Raw genomic sequence first — 16,284 nt, 5'->3', positions numbered from 1 at the left:
ATCACGGGCACCGGAAACGGTGTGCGGCGGTGGTGTTGGTGCGGCCCGCGTACACGACCATGACGTGTTCGAGGTGTTTCGCAAGAGCCAAGCAACCCCTCGGACTCGAGGAACGAATTTTCCGATGCCGAGCATGCGGGCACACCGCGTGCCGGGACCGGAACGCTGCCAGAGTGGTTCTGGCTGTGGCGGAGCGTGGCCACACCGGTGTCGACGACGTGAGTCAAACGGATCACCTCCCTCCGGGTGGTGGTGGTGGTGGTGGTGCGGTTGCGGTCCGAGTCGGGAATCTCCTGCCTTCGGGAAGGAGGGGCGTTAATCGTGCTCCTTCGGGTCGGCGGGGTATCAGGTGGAAACCGGCGATGTCATCGTCTCCCGGGCTTCTTCAACAGCATCGACCTGTTTGTGGTCGAGGGTGAAGCGGTAGGAGCCCATCATGAGCAGGCAGGCGATCCCGATACCGACCAGCACGATGATCGGTACGGCACCGGCGCGATACGACCCGGTGGCTCCGTAGATCTGTCCGAGCAGGAAGATGCCGAATGCCGCACCCTGGGCGTAGAGGAAGTAGATGAATCCCAGCACCCGACCGTACGAGTGCTTGGGGAAGTATCGGCTCACCATGTAGGCGGCGAGGTCGCCCTCGGATCCCAAACCCAGGCCGATCAACGCGGAACCCACGAAGAGCAGGCCGATCTCCGACGAGGTGATCATGAGGAAGACTCCGACTGCGCACAAAGCGAAGATGATCGAGCCGATGACTGGAGCGTAGAACCGGTCGAGCAGGTAGCCGACGAGCAGACGAGCGGAGATCGACGCCAGGCTGAGTACGGACAGGATGGAAACGGCAGCCCCCTGGCTGATGCCCTTGTCGGTGGTCATCGGCACGACCTGTGACATCAGACCGAAGGTGGCCGAGGACACCACGAAGATCGCGACGGAGAGCAGCCAGAACTGTCGGTATTTCCGCGCCACGGTGAGGAGGGACTCCCCGGCCATCCGGCCCTGCAGACGTGCGGCTGCGCGCTCGGCATCGTGTTCGGCGGGCATCCGGGTGACGAATGCGTAGACCGACGCCGGGATGACGGTGCACACGGCGCCGATGACGAGGAAGGCGAGGCGCCAGCCACCCATGCCCAGCACCCAGTTCGCGAGATAGGGCATCAGTACCCCGCAGGCGCCGAGACCGGCCATGAGGACGCCCAGCGCCATGCCACGGCGATCCTGGAACCACGCGCTGACCACGGTGGAGTGCGCCACCGGATTCACGGCGCCCGCGCCGGCACCGATCACGATGCAGAGGGCAAAGAAGAGCATTTCGTTGTTCGGAAGTGCGGACATCAGCATGAGGCCGATTCCGAACGCCAAGGCCATCGGTACCGAGGGCATCCTCGGACCGTAGCGGTCGATGAGGAAGCCGAGGATGACGATGCTGACTCCGACCATCACCGTCTCGATGGACAGGCCGTTGGCGATGACGCTGCGGTCCCATCCGAACTCCTCGGTCATGGGCTTGCCGAGGACGTTGAACAGAACGTTGACCGTGCTGGTGCCGAACAACAGGGTGACAAAGCCGGTGATGACGTACCACCAGCGATTCAAGTGCCGCGTGGGCGCCTGCAACCCAGTCGTGCCGACTGCGCTCATGGAAGCTCCTGTGATTGATATCGGTGGTCGGGGCGGCGATGCTGCGCACGGAACCACGAGGAGTGGTCTCCGTCACACGATGAGAACATAAGGACAGTCCAATGTAAAGGACAGTCCAAAGCGTTCGGATGACGTGGGACAGGAGGCAACATCGTGCTGCACATGCGGCGCAGCGTGCTCCTGTGGGCGGAGCCCGGGTGGGCCGCTGATCCAGCGGAAGTCCTCCGGAGTTCCTTCGATAGGTCATACCATTGGACTGTAGGGCCTCGGTCTAGGTACAATCGATCGGTGATTTCAATCACAAAGAGGTGGGAGTGCCGTGGACAACGAGGTCGGGATGCGATGCGAAGGTGAGTCGGATGACTTCACGTATCTCGTAGAGCGAGCCGCCGAGTGCCTCTGTACGGCCGGCAAACTGCTGGGCGACCAATCCTGCGACATGCGCTCTTCCGCCCTGTCCTCTTCCGCCCTGTCGGTGTCGCTGGCCATGGCACGGCGTCGACTCGCCAGGGCGCTGACCGAGGGACGGGTGACCGGAACGGACATCGAGGACGCGTGTCGAGTTCTCGTCCGCATCGAACACCTCGAGGAGGAGTTCGCCAAGGTCGAGGCGATTCGTCCTGTCGCCGAAGTGGTCGAGGTGCACGACGCGGCACTCCAACTTCGGGAGCTTCCGCCGCGCGAGATCATCGAGTCGGCTCCAGAGGCCGTCTGCACCGCGTTGCCGTTCGCACGCTCGTTGATTTCCGCGGTGTCGGGCACTCGGTGGCAGCCGCGCCGCCTCTATCTGCGGCCCGAACTCGACGGCTCCCCACTGGACTTCTCCGACTACGTAGACTCCGCCGAACTCTCGTTGGTGGAGGCACCTCTGGAAACCGAGCTGGTACGTCGACGGGTTCCGGCGCTGGTTGCGGCCCCGGCCGATGACAACCGCACACACAAGGAGATGGTCAGTGCGTCCCGGACGTCGGCGTACGTTGCTGCGCCGGTCATGTCCGGGGGAAAGGTCATCGGGCTGCTCCATGCCGATCGTCCTGGGTCGACCGATGCGCTCGACCCGGGTGATCGAGACCGATTGGACACGTTCGCAACCATCCTGGCGATCATTTACGAACAGGCCGTTCTCAAGCATCGATTACAACTACAGCGTGCACGGATCGAGAAGTCGTTCGACGCAACTCAGGCCATGCTCGATCGGATCTCGAAGGCCGACGCGATTCTCTCCCGCCGTGCCGAAGGTCCGGCGGACGGTGCCGATGGCAAGCCCGACGACCACCATGTGGTCGAACTGGCTTCGGTACTGACCTTCCGGGAACGCGAGATCCTCTCCCATCTCGCCACCGGAGCAACGAACAGCCAGATCGCCCGAGCGCTGGTCATTTCCGAGGGCACCGTGAAATCGCACGTGAAAGCGGTACTCAAGAAGCTGCACGCACCTACGCGCGCTGCCGCGGCTGCTCTCTACTCGGGCCAGGCTCGACGACAGCGATGAAGGAGAAATCTCAGGGGCAAAGAGCCGCCCGGGCCGCCGTCGACCGCGAATTGTCACACGCCGTCATCGCCCTCCTCGACCAGCTCCGGAACACCTACGGCGTCGGCCCGCGTACCTGCAAGACTCGGTCGGAATCTCTCGACACTCGAGTGACACTGCTGGACGAAGCCACCGAATCTGCGTTCACCGTGCTTACCGAACTCGACCCCGAGCGGCAACGGGCACTCGGTCGACTCATCGTCGATCTCCAGGACTTGCGCCGGCGAATCCGCGCGGAGCATTCCGGACCGGAACATGTGTTCTCTCCCCACGACTTCGCCGGCGCGATCCGTCGTCTTCGCGGAGCCGAGTCGGTCGCCGGTCTCCGCAAACTCATCTGCCGAGAAGTGGCGCACACCGCCCACCTCGACCGAATACTGTTGTCCGAGGTACACAACGGAACGTGGACAGCGCTCGAACTCTACAGCGTGGCAAGGACGGAAGAGGTACTCCAGTTGCCGCACGCCCTACCCCTCACCTCCGAATCGGCCGAGGGCAGGGCCTGGGAGACACGGTCGGCGGTACTCGCCGGATCGGACGCCGACATCGGACCGAGCCCGGAGGTTGCGCAGATGCTCGCCTCGAGCTCGTACGTGGTGGCTCCGATCACCGTGTCGACGGGTGTGATCGGGCTCGTGCACGGAAGTCGCACCACCGGTGAAGCGTTGGATGCGGTGGTACGAGATGTGGTTGGCGCATTCGCGCGAAGTTCCGGAACGCTGTTCGAACGGGTGATGCTCGCCGATTGCCTCAGCGAACAGAAGAATCTGATAGTCCAACGATTGCAGCAGGAGGCCAGGGAAGCCGAGCTTCTCGAGCATGCCGATGTGCATTTCGTCGACGAGAACTCCACTCGGTGGGCCGTCGCGCCGGCGGGGGGCTTGAACGAAGACCTGGGTACCCCGGTGCTCGGCTCTCTGACTGCTCGTGAACGCGAGGTCTTCGCACTGGTTGTCCGGGGCGCCTCCAACGCCGACATCGCCGAGGAGTTGGTGATCAGCATCTTCACGGTGAAGACACACGTCAAGAAGATTCTCCGAAAACTGGGCGCGATGAATCGGTCCGAAGCCATCTACCGCTACCTCGAGATGACAGGCTCGCGGTAGGCAGCTCGAGTCCTTTCGCTGACGGGCAGATACGCGGCGGCCAGCGATCTCGAAGTGCACGACTCCTTCGTGGCCTGCCGTCCGAGGTCGGCTCCCGATGAGCCGCCCCGGGCGGCGGTAGCCGATCAGGCGTCGGCAACCGATTCGGCTGCCTGTTTGCGGAGGAGGAACTTCTGGATCTTTCCGGTCGCGGTGGTAGGGAGTTGATCCACAACCACGAGCTTTTCCGGAATCTTCTGCATCATGGCCTTGCGTTCGTTCCGGAGGAAGTCGGCCACCTCCTCCAGAGTCGGCGCGGAGCCGTTGACGACGATGAAGGCGCACACCTTCTCGCCGAGGCGGGCGTCAGGCATCGACACCGCCGCTGCCGCAATGATCCGCGGATGTGCCAAGAGGTGCTCCTCCACCTCCCGTGCCGAGATATTCATGCCTCCCCGGATGATGAGGTCCTTGATTCGTCCCGTGACCCGGAGATAGCCGTCCGCGTCGACGCGGCCGAGATCACCGGACGCGAGGAATCCCCGGCCGTCGACCGCCGCGGCCGTGCGCTCGGGATCACGCCAGTATCCGAGGAAGATGCCCGGTCCTCCGTAGAAGATCTGACCTTCCTCGCCTGCCGGCAGGACGGTCCCCTCTCCGTCGCGGATCTCGAGATCGACACCGTCGAAAGCCCGCCCGTCGGAGGAGAGCACCTTCTCGACGGGATCGTCGACGCGCACGGCCGTCACCAGAAGTCCCTCACTGCTGCCGTACACCGGAAGGAGGGTGCAATCGGGGAGCGCCGCCTTCCAATTCCGCAGTAGGGTTTCGGGGATCGGGGCCCCGGCGCTCACCCAGAGTCGCATCGAGCTCAGGTCGTGAACTGCGCCGGCCTCGATCGCCCCGAGCGCCATCTGGAGGAACGGCGTCGCAGCCATGCTGACCGTGGTCCTGTACTCCGCGATACGTCGAAGTCCCTCGTGCGGCTCCCACACGTCGAGAAGGTGAATTCCGCTTCCGAGGATCAACGGTGTCGCCACTCCCACGGCGAGCCCGGTCGCATGCGTCACCGGGGACGGCATGAAGACCACATCGTCGGAATTCAAGCCCATCACCTCGCGACCGAGACCGTAGACGGTGAAGGACAGGGTGTTGAACGTGTGCTGGCAACCTTTCGGGCGTGATTCCGTCCCGGAGGTGTAGATGATTGCGTGGGCGGCATCCGCCGACGGTGGCGATCCGAGCTCGTCGTTACCGGGCACATGGTCGCCGGCGATCAGCGAATCGAACGCGAGCTCTCCAACGCCTACCGCCCCGCGTACGACGACGACGTGCTCGAGTCCGGTCACCTCGCGGCGTACCTCGGTCAACATGTCGGCATAGCGGAACTTGCGGAATTCCTCGGTGACGAAGGAGATCTTGGCGCCGGAGTGCTCGAGGACGTAGCGCACCTCGTCATGTCGGTAGACCGGCATCGTGGGCACCAGAACGGCGCCGATCCGGGCCACGGCCACATAGATGACGACGAATTCGTTCCAGTTCGGCAGCTGCACCTGCACCCGGTCGCCAGGGGCGACTCCGAGTTTTCTCAGGGACGCCGCGAGACGGTACGCCTGCGCGCGAAGCTCGCTGCGGGTGAGCACGCCGTAGCCGTCGGTGACGGCGACGAAATCCGGATCTGTCTCCGCCCAGCGGTCGATGTGCTCGGTCAGGCATTCGTCGCGCCAGTAACCGTGCGACCGGAACGCGTGCAGAGTGCTCGCGCTGTAGCGGTCCTCGGGGAGGATTGCCCCTGAGTGCTCCATGACATCCATGTGCAGATCCTTGCTTTCAGGTGCCCCTCCGCAGCGGGAGGCGGGCCCAAGTTGGTGGTCGAATCATGATGTCGACCGGAATGAGGGAAAAGAACTGTTCGGCCGCGATCTCAGCCTTCCGGGCGAAGGAAATGCCTCGATGGGATGAGCCGTCGGGTGTGGGCGCGGATATGCCGCATCCCCACCCGCGTGGTCCCAGGTAGATCGACTTCGGGGGAGGTACGCCTCGACTGCTTCGGGGCCCAGCTCGCCTGCACCCGGTGTATCGGTCCCGCCGGGACTACCCGGTCGGATCGTCGAGCGCGCGCCCTGCCGCGTCCACGTCGGCCTCGGCGTCTTCGGGGCCGTGCCAGACCACGTGTACGTCGTTGGGAGATTCCTCGGTGGTCATGACGCGCGAGGTGGGTGCGCGCCACTTACCTCCGATGAGGAAGGCGTAGTTGTTCTCGGTCATGGCCGGTCCCTGTCGTCAGTTCGAGTTGTTTTGTGAATACGCACTTCTGCGGCAGAAGCGACGTGTTCGCGCGCCCGTCCTCCATGTCGGTCCCTTGGCGGTGGTCGTGCACCTTCCGAGGGACGGCGATGTCGAGCTCGGCTCGACACAGGGTCTTGTCGGCTGCTAGTCCTGCATCACACCGGATCCCGGGGAGTGCACCTCGGCCGTCACCGGTCGACCGGCCGTCGTGCGAGTCAGGAAGCGCTCGCGGGCAATAAGATAGAAAGGGAAGGCCATCGACACGCCGATGTAGGACAGGAGCACGAATACCACGCCCCACTTCCGGCCCATGCCGATCCGAGCGGTGTCCGTGAGCACCCACACAACGAATACCGTCCACGCGATCAACATGTCGATACTCAGGAAGGCAGCTGTTCCGCCAGGTGCGAGACCATCACCGAAGAATGCCACCGGGTTGAGGATGTTGCCGCCGTCGCCGATCCAGTCGAACGCGAATGGCCACGTCAAGAGTACTGCAGCGATCCCGACGACGAGGTAGAAGGCGTGCCTGACGTTCATCGTGGTGTCCCCGCGCATCCGAGTCGTCATCGACTCACCTACTGTCTGCGACGCGGATGTGAATCTCGTTGTCGCTGTCGTCGACGACGAGCTGGCAGGACAGGCGGGACTCGTCGTCCGCGGCGTCCAGATACGCGATCAGATCCGTCTCTTCGTCGGTCGGTGGGGTGAAGCAGTAGCTGTACTTCTTGGGGAGGTGAACGTGGCAGGTCGCGCATGCACAACTGCCGCCGCATTCGGCGACGATGCCGGGAAGATTGTTGCGCAACGCGGCGTTCATCAACGTCTCGCCGGGTTCGACGTCAATCCGCGCCGATGTCCCGTCCGGCAGATGGTACGTAACTTTCGTCATGTGCTCCGGGTGCTTTCTCACTTGAGGGTGGTGCGCCGAGTGCGATCATCGCCTCGGCACACCCCCTGGTCAGGCGAAGGTCAGATGGACGGGAAGGTGCCGTAGCCCGCCGACGAAGTTGGTCTGGATCATCTTGGGCTCCCCGGTTACCTCGACGCGGCGAAGCTTCGGCAGCAGTTCCTCGAGCATGACCCGCATCTCGAGCTTCGCGAGATGTTGTCCGATGCACATGTGCGGTCCGTACCCGAAAGCGATCTGCTTGTTCGGACGCCGGTCGATGTCGAAGGTATCGGGGTCGTCGAACACTTCTCCGTCGCGGTTGCCGGACTGAAACAACAGCATCAGGCGGTCGCCGGCTTTGATCGTGCGCCCGCGGAGTTCGTAGTCGCTGAGAGCGACGCGGGTGAACTGCTTCACCGGCGATACGATGCGCAGCGCCTCGTTCACCAGGTGCGGTACCAGGTCGAGATCGCCCCGCACTCGATCGAGGACGTCGGGACGCAGGGCCAGTTGTTGCAGGCATCCCGCGAGTGTGCTCGCTGTCGTGTCGTGGCCCGCGGTCGCAATTGCAACAAACCATCCGTAGGCGAACGTCTTGGGGAAATACTCGCCGTTCGCATCCTTGGCAACCGCGATGAGGGTCGCGAGATCGTCTCGCGGTTCGGCTCGCCTGTTCTCGACGAGAACATCGAAATAGGCGTAGAAGTCCGAGATCGCGGCCGCCCACTGCTGGGCTGCGGCATCGGGAGACACGTTTTCGATATCCTCGCGCGTCGCTTCCGGGTCTGCGACCCCGAAGAGGTCCTGGGTCAGCGCCATCATGCGCGGTTCGTCCTCGACGGGGACACCGAAAAGCGACATGATGACGTGCAGCGGGAAGAACACCGCGAATTCCTGCACGGCGTCCAGATCGTGGCTCCCGGACACGAGGCGATCGACGGAATCCTTCGCGGTCTCGCGAATGCGTTCTTCCCACTTCTTGAGGTTCGCCGGTCGGAACCAATCGAACGCGACATCCTTGATGGTGGTGTGTTCCGGAGGGTCGAGATAGGGCAACGCATCCAGGATGCGGAGACTTCCCCCGGTGAGCTTCTTTGTGAACTCGTCCCCGGCCTGGTTGGCGAGAATGGGATTGTGGGAGCCCTTGGTCTCGCCCCCACCGGCACTGAATATGTGCGGTTGTCGCTCGATCTCCATCAGATCGGCATGCTTGCTGACGAGCCAGAGTGGGTCGTATCCCTCCACCCGTCCCTGCGCGAGCGGCTGATTCTCGCGCAGCCACCGGTAGGCTTCGTGCAGCTTCGTGTCATCGCTGTGTCCCTCGGGGAGCACGATCTGTCGTGCGATCTCGTCTGGAATCGATGCAATTTCTGCGGACTCGATCGTCGTCATGATCAACCTTCTCTCTGGGTGGGGGTTGAACAGTGTCAGGACGTACCGGCGCTCTCGTTGCACGTCCTCTCGTGCTGGACTCGAGTCTCATGCAATTGCGGTGCCGTCGCGTCACCCAGGTGAGGGGTTTTGCCCCCGCTTCGGAGGCAGTTCTCAGGCCGCGGATATTCCCCCGTTGACGCTGATGGCCTGACCGGTGAGCCGTCGTGCAGCGGGGGAGGCGAGGAAGACCGCGAGTGCTGCCAGGTCCTCGGATTCGGGGACGCCGAGGTGCGCTTGTTGGGCGGCCTTGGCGAACAGTTTGGCGCTGAATCCGTCGGAGGTGATCCGCTCGGTCGAACCGGTGCCGGCGACCAGTGACGGGGTCAGGACGTTGGCTCGGATCCCGTTGCGTTTGGCTTCGATGGCGAGGGTTCGGGTGAACATCACGATCGCCGCCTTGGCTGCTCCGATGACCGCTTCGCCGGGCGTGGCGGTCTTCGCGGCATCCGAGGCGACGTTGATGATCACCCCGGACTTCCTTGCAGACATGTGCGGAACGATTTCGCTCGCAAGGTACATGCACGGCAGTGCGAGTTGGTTGAAGATGCGTGCGATGTCGTCGGTGGGGATGTTCGCGAAGAGTTCCGGCCGGGTGTCGGCGGCCGTCGTGGAGACCAGGATGTCGACGCCGTCCAGGACCCGTTCGGCCTCGGACGCGATGTGCGTGGCGCCGTCGACGGTGGTCGCATCGGCGGACAGGAAGGTCACGTCGCACGACGAGTTGGCGGACGAGATGCGTTCTCGGGCAGCAGCTCCACGTTGCGATCCGCGACCGACGATCATGATCCGCGGTACGCCGGTCTGGGCGAGACCCACGGCGGTCGCCAGGCCGATTCCGGCTGTGCCTCCCACGACCAGGGCGCTGCTGTCCTTCAGTTCCTTCGGTGCTGCAATGTCACGCGTGTTCATTCGTGTAGTCCGTTCGGGAGTGGTGGGTCAGAGCGATACCGTGCCGCGGGCGAAGATGTCCTTGGCGATGATGCGCTTCTGGATCTCGGCCGTGCCGTCGGCGACGAGGTAGGCGGTGACGTCGCGGTATCTCTGCTGCAGAGGTGATTCGGTCGAGTAGCCGAGGTTTCCGTGTACCCGCATGGCGAACTCGATCGCGTTCTTGGCCACGACGGGCGGCCACCACTTGCTCATCGACGCGAGGGCGGTGTGCGGTTGAGCGGTTTCCCGAAGCCACAGCGCCCGATAGCAGATCCAGCGAGCGCCCTCGAGGTAGGTGGCGTGTTCGGCGAATTGGAACGCGAGGCCTTGGTGTTCGGAGAGCGGCTGCCCGAAGGTTTCCCGATGCCGGGCGTAGTCGGCGGCCTCCTCGAGGCTCTGTTTCGCGGCTCCGAGACACATCAGCCCGAGGGCGGCACGACTGAAGTCGAAGTGCTCCATGACCGAGTGGAAGCCTTTGCCGAGTTCGCCGACGAGATGCGATTCGGGGACGAAGACGTCGGACAGGTGGATGCTTCCCCAGCCCAGCGGGAGGCAACCCATGCCCGGCATGTGGCTGAGTGTGACTCCGTCCGCGTCGAGCGGGACGACGAAGCAGCTGACGCCCCGCGCCCGCTCCGATCCGGGTTCGCGGGCATAGACGAGTGCCGCGGTGGCGTTCATCGCCCACGAGATCGCGGTCTTCTCACCGGTCAGGCGCCACCCGCCCTCCACGGCGGTGGCGGTGGTGCGAAGGGCGCTCGCGTCGGATCCCGAGCCCGGCTCGGTCAAGGCTATGGCGACGGTCTGTTCGCCGCGAATCAGGGGCGGGAGGTAACGCTCCTGGACCTCGTCCCGGCACAGCGCCAGCTGGGAGGCGACCAGACCGATCTGTACGGGAGCCGATGCCATGTTCACGTCGCCGTATGCGAGAGTCTCGGTGGCGATTCCGAGCAGAATCGGATCTTCGGTGCCGGTCCCGCCGTATTGCTCGGGTAGCCCGATGCCCAGCAGGCCGATGTCGCCGAGTCTTTTCAGGATGTCGAAGGGAAAGTCCGTCGATGCGGCTCGGTCGCGGTAGCCGGGGAGGAGGACGCGGTCGCTGAACGCTGTCAGCGTCTTTCGGAACTCCTCGTGCTCGTCGGTGAATGCGAAGGAAACCATCGGAGTGTGCTCCTGTGCGTGATTCGATCGGGGGTGATCACGGCGAGGGAAGTGCTGACGCACAATGTGAAGGCGAGTGGACCTGTTCCCTGCCGAAAAGAACTCTAGGTTTGAATAGTAGGTCGACAAAGTTCAAGTGGCAAGAGGTGTGCGGTCGACGCAGGGGAGCGCGGCACTCGACGGCTTCGGCCGCGAGGAGCTCAGTCGTTCAGTGGCCGGTCTCGATGTCGCCGACGGCGTGGCGGACGAGTTGCAGGTGTGCGATCAGCGATTCCAGAGTCTCGGTGTCGACCGAGGTGAGACCGAACCGGGCGCCGGCGAGTCGATCGTTCGCTTCCTCGACCACGTCCAAGCCGGCCGGGGTGAGAGTGGCGAGGACGGTCCGGCGATCCGTCGCATGAGCATGACGTTCGACGAGGCCGGCCTTCTCGAGTTGGTCGACCGCCATCGACACCGTGGTGGGATGGACCATGAGGTACTTGCTCAGCTTTCCGAGTGGGCGAGTTCGATCCTCCGAGAGTTGCAGCGACGTCAGAATGAGATAGGCGTTGCGCGACAATCGAAGTGAGCGCAGTTCCCGGTCCATGGCGCGGACGACCCACTGATGCGTACGAAGTAGGGCCATCGTGGTGGCGAACTCCAGTTCGGCCGAATCCCGCCGTTCCGACCACTCGGCGCGCATCCAGTCGATCACGTCGCGGCTGTCGCGGGCAGGCGTCGGCCGTTCACTCGCCACTACGCGTCCTCTCGTCGTCGCCGAACCGTGTCTCGCACCGACAGTCAGTTGTATCGGGATTCGATGATAGCGACAGGGGCGTCGACTGCCGGTGCGCGAACGGCTCTCAGCTGTGCGAGAGAACGATCTTCCCGAACCCGCTTCCCTGCTCGAGGTGCTTGTGTGCGGCGGCCGCTTCGGCGAGAGGGAACACCGCGCTGATGGGCAGTGGGGGGACTGTTTCGGCGTCCAGCAGACGGAGGAGGCCCGTGAAGTCGTGCGGGCTGCCCATCGTGGTCCCGATCAGTTCGTACTGCCCGAAGTAGAACGGGCGGACGTCGAGGGTGGCGTGTTCGCTGCGTGACGCCCCCAGCACGACCAATCGGCCCCCTGGTCGCAATGCGGCGATGGACTGTTCCCACGTCCCGACGGAGTCCAGGACGAGATCGAAGCCCTGGCCATGGGGTGAGAGTCGGCGAGCGGCGTCCGGCCATGTGGGGTCGGTGTACAACACGCCGTTCGTCGCGCCGAGTTCCTGCGCCTGCGCGATCTTGGACGTGGACGAGGAGGTGACGGTGACGCGCGCGCCCACGGCGGCCGCGAGCATCACGGCCATGGTCGCCACGCCGCCACCGGCGCCGAGGACCAGGAGGCTTTCGCCGGCGCGGAGGCGGCCGCGCGTGAACAGGGCGCGATAGGTGGTGAGTCCGACGAGGGGCAGTGCAGCGGCCTGTTCCCAGGTGAGGGTGCGGGGCTTGGGCGCGACGCAGTCCTTCGGGACTCGGACCAACTCGGCGTAGGTGCCGCGCTGGTGATCACCGAGAATCTCCCACTGCGCGCCCGGTGCGGCTTCGCGATCGCCCCACCACAGTGACGGGAGAACGAGGACCTCCTCGCCGGTGTCCGTGCGGATACCCGCGCCGTCCGCGCCGAGGATGTGCGGCAGGGGTGACGAATACCTGCCCTGTCGCACCAGGACGTCGTGCCAGTTGAGCGCGGCCGCCTTCAGTTCGACGGTGACCCACCCCGGCGCGGTGGTCGGATCGGGGATCGATTGCCACTTCAAGACATCAGGTCCTCCGAACTCCTGCATCACGACGGCGTACACGATGATCCTTTCGGTTGTACCTGGTGCGCGATACTGCAGCATCCTGCGGTGTGGGGAGGGTCGGCCTGTAACCGTCACCGGTGCCGATCCGAGGGCTGAACCGGTGGATTCCGGTGGGCGGGATTCGTGCCGGCTCTACATCCGACGACTACGGGAATCCCCACAGCGGTCGCCGGTGTCGCTTGCGGTCGGTCTCGGTCAGGCCGCCCCAGATGCCGTACTGCTCGAAGTGGGCCAGGGCATGCTTTCTGCATCGGAGAAGCACGGGGCATCGCCGACACACGCGCTTCGCCTCGGTTTCGCGCAGCGCTCGTTCGGGACCGCTTTCGCTCTCCGGTCCGAAGAACAGTGAGGGGTCCGCATCCCGGCATCGGCCGTGCCTCTGCCAGTCCGCGCCGGCGACGACGACCGAAGCTGTCATGGGTACCCCCTGTGGCTGTTGCGGGTCGAAAAGGGTGTCCTCGCCGGTCAGTGGACGGCGCTGTAGGTGATGGTGGCGGTGGTGCACGTCTTTCCAGCCGCGTTGCGACTGGAGACTTCGACGATTCCGAGGCTGCGACCGCGGTGCACAACCTTCGGTGCGAAGGTGACGGGTTCGTCCGACGGGCACGGCCGCAGATACGAGATGTGGATCGAAGTGGTGCGGAAGTCCGCGTCGATGGCCAGCGCAGCCGAGCCGGCGATCTCGGAGGCGCACAGAAGCACACCGCCGTGGATGTTGCCCATCGGATTCGCGAGCGTCGGAGACGGGCCGAACTCGATCCCACTGGCCCCACACGCGTGTTCGGCTCCCAGCAGTTCGACGATCGAGCGGGCACGGACTCGAGAGTCCAGATCGTCGGGGGAGACCGCTGGTGCGCCCGGTGGGTCGGTGAGCGGCACTGTCTGGAGGCGGGTGGACCCGCAGGCGATCAGGCGGCCCTGCGCGTCGACGACCCGACCACCGGCCAGCCCGGTCCGTGAGCCTCGACCGAGAACCCGGCTCTCGGCGCGCAGAACCGAGCCGTCAACCGGTGGATCCGCTACAAAGTCGAGGTGGATTTCCGTGCTCACCGCCCAGAATCCCTCGGGCGTCATTCCATTGACGGGATGTCCCATCACGTCGTCCATCACGACACCGAGAGTCCCTCGGCACGCTCGTCCGAATTTGTCGGCAAGCCATGGTCCCGTGACCATTTCGGTGTACCCGTGGGTGTCGTCACCGGTCACGTCGGCGACTCGAAACAGCCGTTCGGCGCCGGTGGAGAAGAACCGGAGCGCGGTGGGGTTGTCGGTGGTCATGGCTCTCCTGACGGCCGTGCGGTGTAGCCGAGTGCGGGAACGCGCCCGAGGGCCTTACCGCCGGAGAGTGATTTCCGGCGGTAAGGCCCGTCGGGCGGGGAGCTCAGACGCCGCGCTGGGCCTTGGCGGCCTCGCTTGCGGCTTTGCTGCGTTCGCGTGCGGAGGCCCAGTCCGCATCGGTCATGGAGGTCAGACCGGCGAAAGTGCCGGGTCCGGCGAGCATCTGGCCGCCGTCCATGGCGATGGTCTGACCGGTGAGGTAGTCGCAGGCATCCGAAAGCAGGAAGATCGTCAGGTTGGCAAGCTCCTCGATGGTGCCCATCCGCCCCATCGGGACCTGGTCGGCCTGCGTGGCGCCGACCGAACTCTTGTCGGTGGGGTTGAGCATCTCCCAGGCATAGTCGGTGGGGATGGGTCCCGGGGCCAGGGCGTTGAGGCGGATGCCGTAGCGCGCCCATTCGACGGCGAGGGACATGGTCATCGAATGCACGGCAGCCTTGGCCATGGCGGAGGGGACGACGAACGCCGACCCGCTCCACACCCAGGTGGTCAGCGTGGACAGGACCACGCCCTTCGTGCCGCCCTCGATCCAGCGTCGACCGGCGGCGTGGGTGGTGTTGAACGAACCGTTCATCACCGTGGACGTCACCGCTTCGAAGGCCCGCGGGCTGAGCGATTCGGTCGGTGCGATGAAGTTGGCGGCGGCGTTGTTGATCACGCCGGTGAGCGGGCCGTGCAGGGTCCAGATCTCGTCCATCGCGGCGGACACCATCTCAGCATCGCGGACATCGACGGTCTGCCAGTGGACCGAGCCGGGCCGCGAGACGGACGCCTCGGTGGCGGCTTCCTCGAGGACGGCGGGCCGGCGACCCCAGAGGTGAACCTCGGCGCCGTGGTCGACCAGGTGGCGGGCGACGCCGCGACCGAGGCCGGTTCCGCCGCCGGTGATGAGGATTCGCTTGCCGGCGAGGGCCTCGGACGTGAACGGGGAGGTAGTCATGCCATCGGGTCCTATCGGTCGGGGAACGGGAATCACAGTCCCAGGCTCTTGCTGATGATTTCGCGTTGGATCTCGTTGGTGCCGCCGTAGATCGTCGGTGCGAGGGATCGACGCACCTGCTCTTCCATGCCGTATTCGCGGGTGTAGCCGTAGCCGCCCATCATCTGCATGGCTTCGAGGGTGGTCTTCTTCGCGATCTCGGTGCACTTGAGCTTGGCCATCGAGCCCTCACGGTTGAGATTGTCCTCCTCACCGGCATCGATGCGTTCGGCAACTTCGTAGACGAAGGACTTCGCGAAGGCGATCTCGGTGGCGAGATCGGCGATGCGGTGGCGGATCGCCTGGAAACTGCCGATCTTGCGACCGAACTGCTCACGTTCGGTGACGAACGCGATGACGTCGTCGAGCGCGCGTTCGGCCGCACCGAGCGACATCGTGGCGATGATGAGCCGCTCGACGCTCAGACCGCGCATCAGGTGACGCCACGCCTGGTTCGGGGTGCCGACCACTGCGGTGACCGGGACGGCCACGTCGGTGAAGTAGAGGTCGTTGCAGGTGCGGGCCTCCATGGTGGCGATGCCGTGGATCTCGAGGCCGGGGGTATCGGTGGGCACCATGAACAGGGTCAGACCCTCGTGCTTGGAGCCGGAGGAATCGGTGCGGGCGAGCAGCAGGATGTGCTCGGCGACGTGGGCCGCGGAGATCCACGTCTTCTGGCCGTTGATCACGTAATGGTCGTCGACGAGCTCGGCTTTGATGCGGACGCCACCGAGATCGGATCCTGCGCCGGGCTCGCTCAGGGCGATCGCCTCGAGCTTGCCCGCGGCCATGTTCGAGACGATCGTGCGCTTCTGCTCCTCGGTCCCGTAGCGCAGGTACGTCTGGGCGGCGGTCAGGCCGGTCGAGTAGCCGGTGATGGGGGCGAGGCCGCGGGAGGTCTCCTCGAGGAAGATGCACTCCTCGACCATCCCGGCGCCGCCTCCGCCGTATTCCTCGGGCAACGACACCGCGAGCCAGCCGAGCCCCGCAAACTTGTCGAGGATGACCTGGCTGTTGGCCACGGTGCCACCCTCGGTCAGCGCATCGCGTTGTTGAAGAGTTTTGCACTCGGCGTCGCAGAACTCGCGGACCGCGACTGCGAACTCTCGTTGTTCTCGGCTGAAGCGCATGTCGACAACTGCTCTCTGTGAAGGACCGGGGAGGGCGACGGA

The 16,284-nt window shown here is 64.8% G+C and carries 17 protein-coding genes; 3 read left to right on the top strand and 14 right to left on the bottom strand.

The annotated features are described in order from the left end of the window. Positions 1-59 precede the first annotated feature (59 nt). Positions 60-419: a zinc ribbon domain-containing protein gene (locus tag CQZ88_RS32355; RefSeq protein ID WP_374703805.1), complete on the top strand. Its 360-nt coding sequence runs from the start codon at positions 60-62 to the stop codon at positions 417-419. On the opposite strand, the gene CQZ88_RS03525 is transcribed toward CQZ88_RS32355, so the two are convergent. Next, positions 346-1,647, bottom strand: a complete 1,302-nt coding sequence (locus tag CQZ88_RS03525) for an MFS transporter (protein ID WP_029545732.1) — start codon at positions 1,645-1,647, stop codon at positions 346-348. The genes CQZ88_RS32355 and CQZ88_RS03525 overlap by 74 nt on opposite strands. Before the next feature lie 319 nt (positions 1,648-1,966). On the opposite strand from CQZ88_RS03525, the gene CQZ88_RS03520 reads away from it, so the two are divergent. Both CQZ88_RS03520 and CQZ88_RS03515 read left to right on the top strand, forming a co-directional pair. Next, positions 1,967-3,139: a LuxR C-terminal-related transcriptional regulator gene (locus tag CQZ88_RS03520; protein WP_006941822.1), complete on the top strand. Its 1,173-nt coding sequence runs from the start codon at positions 1,967-1,969 to the stop codon at positions 3,137-3,139. A 149-nt stretch (positions 3,140-3,288) separates the two neighbouring features. Next, positions 3,289-4,284, top strand: a complete 996-nt coding sequence (locus CQZ88_RS03515; RefSeq protein ID WP_231385945.1) for a LuxR family transcriptional regulator — start codon at positions 3,289-3,291, stop codon at positions 4,282-4,284. 125 nt (positions 4,285-4,409) lie between these two features. On the opposite strand, the gene CQZ88_RS03510 is transcribed toward CQZ88_RS03515, so the two are convergent. The 13 genes from CQZ88_RS03510 to CQZ88_RS03455 form a co-directional block, all read right to left on the bottom strand. Continuing rightward, complete coding sequence (locus CQZ88_RS03510; protein ID WP_006941818.1) at positions 4,410-6,077, bottom strand: AMP-binding protein; 1,668 nt, start codon at positions 6,075-6,077, stop codon at positions 4,410-4,412. A 280-nt stretch (positions 6,078-6,357) separates the two neighbouring features. Next, on the bottom strand, positions 6,358-6,531 hold the full coding sequence (locus tag CQZ88_RS29730) for a hypothetical protein (RefSeq protein ID WP_006941816.1): 174 nt from the start codon (positions 6,529-6,531) through the stop codon (positions 6,358-6,360). A gap of 165 nt (positions 6,532-6,696) precedes the next feature. Next, a complete protein-coding gene (locus CQZ88_RS03505) occupies positions 6,697-7,122 on the bottom strand; it encodes a DUF2834 domain-containing protein (RefSeq protein ID WP_102799262.1) in 426 nt (141 codons plus the stop codon). Positions 7,123-7,126: 4 nt separating this feature from the next. Next, positions 7,127-7,444, bottom strand: a complete 318-nt coding sequence (locus CQZ88_RS03500) for a 2Fe-2S iron-sulfur cluster-binding protein (protein ID WP_006941812.1) — start codon at positions 7,442-7,444, stop codon at positions 7,127-7,129. A 69-nt stretch (positions 7,445-7,513) separates the two neighbouring features. Further along, positions 7,514-8,836: a cytochrome P450 gene (locus tag CQZ88_RS03495; RefSeq protein ID WP_006941809.1), complete on the bottom strand. Its 1,323-nt coding sequence runs from the start codon at positions 8,834-8,836 to the stop codon at positions 7,514-7,516. Between the two features lie 153 nt (positions 8,837-8,989). Further along, positions 8,990-9,787: an SDR family NAD(P)-dependent oxidoreductase gene (locus CQZ88_RS03490; RefSeq protein ID WP_006941808.1), complete on the bottom strand. Its 798-nt coding sequence runs from the start codon at positions 9,785-9,787 to the stop codon at positions 8,990-8,992. A 27-nt stretch (positions 9,788-9,814) separates the two neighbouring features. Then, complete coding sequence (locus CQZ88_RS03485; RefSeq protein ID WP_102799261.1) at positions 9,815-10,969, bottom strand: acyl-CoA dehydrogenase family protein; 1,155 nt, start codon at positions 10,967-10,969, stop codon at positions 9,815-9,817. A 208-nt stretch (positions 10,970-11,177) separates the two neighbouring features. Further along, positions 11,178-11,705 (bottom strand): MarR family winged helix-turn-helix transcriptional regulator, encoded by a 528-nt coding sequence (locus CQZ88_RS03480; RefSeq protein ID WP_006941801.1) that lies wholly within the window; start codon positions 11,703-11,705, stop codon positions 11,178-11,180. 106 nt (positions 11,706-11,811) lie between these two features. After that, positions 11,812-12,792, bottom strand: a complete 981-nt coding sequence (locus CQZ88_RS03475; RefSeq protein ID WP_102799260.1) for a zinc-binding dehydrogenase — start codon at positions 12,790-12,792, stop codon at positions 11,812-11,814. A 148-nt stretch (positions 12,793-12,940) separates the two neighbouring features. Further along, positions 12,941-13,213 (bottom strand): WhiB family transcriptional regulator, encoded by a 273-nt coding sequence (locus CQZ88_RS03470; protein ID WP_044476237.1) that lies wholly within the window; start codon positions 13,211-13,213, stop codon positions 12,941-12,943. 47 nt (positions 13,214-13,260) lie between these two features. Then, complete coding sequence (locus tag CQZ88_RS03465) at positions 13,261-14,073, bottom strand: PaaI family thioesterase (RefSeq protein ID WP_102799259.1); 813 nt, start codon at positions 14,071-14,073, stop codon at positions 13,261-13,263. 103 nt (positions 14,074-14,176) lie between these two features. Further along, positions 14,177-15,073 (bottom strand): SDR family oxidoreductase, encoded by an 897-nt coding sequence (locus tag CQZ88_RS03460; RefSeq protein ID WP_006941796.1) that lies wholly within the window; start codon positions 15,071-15,073, stop codon positions 14,177-14,179. 32 nt (positions 15,074-15,105) lie between these two features. Further along, entirely contained in the window at positions 15,106-16,242 is a 1,137-nt protein-coding gene (locus tag CQZ88_RS03455) for an acyl-CoA dehydrogenase family protein (RefSeq protein ID WP_006941795.1), read from the bottom strand. Between the last annotated feature and the right edge of the window lie 42 nt (positions 16,243-16,284).

It is taken from the genome of Rhodococcus sp. ENV425, assembly GCF_002887785.1.
Taxonomy (GTDB): Bacteria; Actinomycetota; Actinomycetes; order Mycobacteriales; family Mycobacteriaceae; genus Rhodococcus; species Rhodococcus aetherivorans.
The sequence above is the reverse complement of the archived record's forward strand: the minus strand, read 5'-3'. Positions and strand labels throughout refer to the sequence as shown.

What these genes read in the sequence shown, in the direction of transcription:
- CQZ88_RS32355 (WP_374703805.1), top strand. Translation starts at nt 60, where the DNA reads ATGACGTGTTCGAGGTGTTTCGCAAGAGCCAAGCAACCCCTCGGACTC.
- CQZ88_RS03525 (WP_029545732.1), bottom strand. Translation starts at nt 1,647, where the DNA reads ATGAGCGCAGTCGGCACGACTGGGTTGCAGGCGCCCACGCGGCACTTG.
- CQZ88_RS03510 (WP_006941818.1), bottom strand. Translation starts at nt 6,077, where the DNA reads ATGGATGTCATGGAGCACTCAGGGGCAATCCTCCCCGAGGACCGCTAC.
- CQZ88_RS29730 (WP_006941816.1), bottom strand. Translation starts at nt 6,531, where the DNA reads ATGACCGAGAACAACTACGCCTTCCTCATCGGAGGTAAGTGGCGCGCA.
- CQZ88_RS03505 (WP_102799262.1), bottom strand. Translation starts at nt 7,122, where the DNA reads ATGACGACTCGGATGCGCGGGGACACCACGATGAACGTCAGGCACGCC.
- CQZ88_RS03500 (WP_006941812.1), bottom strand. Translation starts at nt 7,444, where the DNA reads ATGACGAAAGTTACGTACCATCTGCCGGACGGGACATCGGCGCGGATT.
- CQZ88_RS03495 (WP_006941809.1), bottom strand. Translation starts at nt 8,836, where the DNA reads ATGACGACGATCGAGTCCGCAGAAATTGCATCGATTCCAGACGAGATC.
- CQZ88_RS03490 (WP_006941808.1), bottom strand. Translation starts at nt 9,787, where the DNA reads ATGAACACGCGTGACATTGCAGCACCGAAGGAACTGAAGGACAGCAGC.
- CQZ88_RS03485 (WP_102799261.1), bottom strand. Translation starts at nt 10,969, where the DNA reads ATGGTTTCCTTCGCATTCACCGACGAGCACGAGGAGTTCCGAAAGACG.
- CQZ88_RS03470 (WP_044476237.1), bottom strand. Translation starts at nt 13,213, where the DNA reads ATGACAGCTTCGGTCGTCGTCGCCGGCGCGGACTGGCAGAGGCACGGC.
- CQZ88_RS03465 (WP_102799259.1), bottom strand. Translation starts at nt 14,073, where the DNA reads ATGACCACCGACAACCCCACCGCGCTCCGGTTCTTCTCCACCGGCGCC.
- CQZ88_RS03460 (WP_006941796.1), bottom strand. Translation starts at nt 15,073, where the DNA reads ATGACTACCTCCCCGTTCACGTCCGAGGCCCTCGCCGGCAAGCGAATC.
- CQZ88_RS03455 (WP_006941795.1), bottom strand. Translation starts at nt 16,242, where the DNA reads ATGCGCTTCAGCCGAGAACAACGAGAGTTCGCAGTCGCGGTCCGCGAG.